Source organism: Pseudomonas serbica (assembly GCF_028823535.1).
Classification (GTDB): Bacteria; Pseudomonadota; Gammaproteobacteria; order Pseudomonadales; family Pseudomonadaceae; genus Aquipseudomonas; species Aquipseudomonas serbica.
In genome coordinates this window covers 1-284 of record NZ_JAQIYM010000069.1, presented here as the reverse complement: position 1 = coordinate 284, position 284 = coordinate 1, and the positions used below count along the sequence as shown (strand labels likewise).

The 284-nt window shown below is 64.1% G+C and carries 1 protein-coding gene; it reads left to right on the top strand.

Features of this window, described 5'->3' with window-relative positions; all coding sequences use genetic code 11:
* Positions 1-284 (top strand): hypothetical protein (locus NQL71_RS29785; RefSeq protein WP_274643802.1); only part of this gene is annotated, 284 nt, incomplete at both ends.

The window sequence follows — 284 nt, the reverse complement described above, 5'->3', positions numbered from 1 at the left end:
ACCCCGGTCGGCGGCGTCGAAAGCATTTCCTATGCGCAGGTACCGCATTATTTTCCCGGCGTGGAGGGCCGCACCCTGGCCCGGGTCGCCAGCCACCGCAATGACCCTGGGTTCGGCTCGCCGGCGATCGAAACCCGCTACGACTATCCCGACGATCATCACAACTTTCTCGGCTATGGCAGCAACGTGGTCTGGCGCGACGACGGCCTGGACAACCTTTACCGGGCCCCGGAGAGTTACGTCTACGGCAGCACCGAACACCTGTGGGACGTCAACTCCGACCG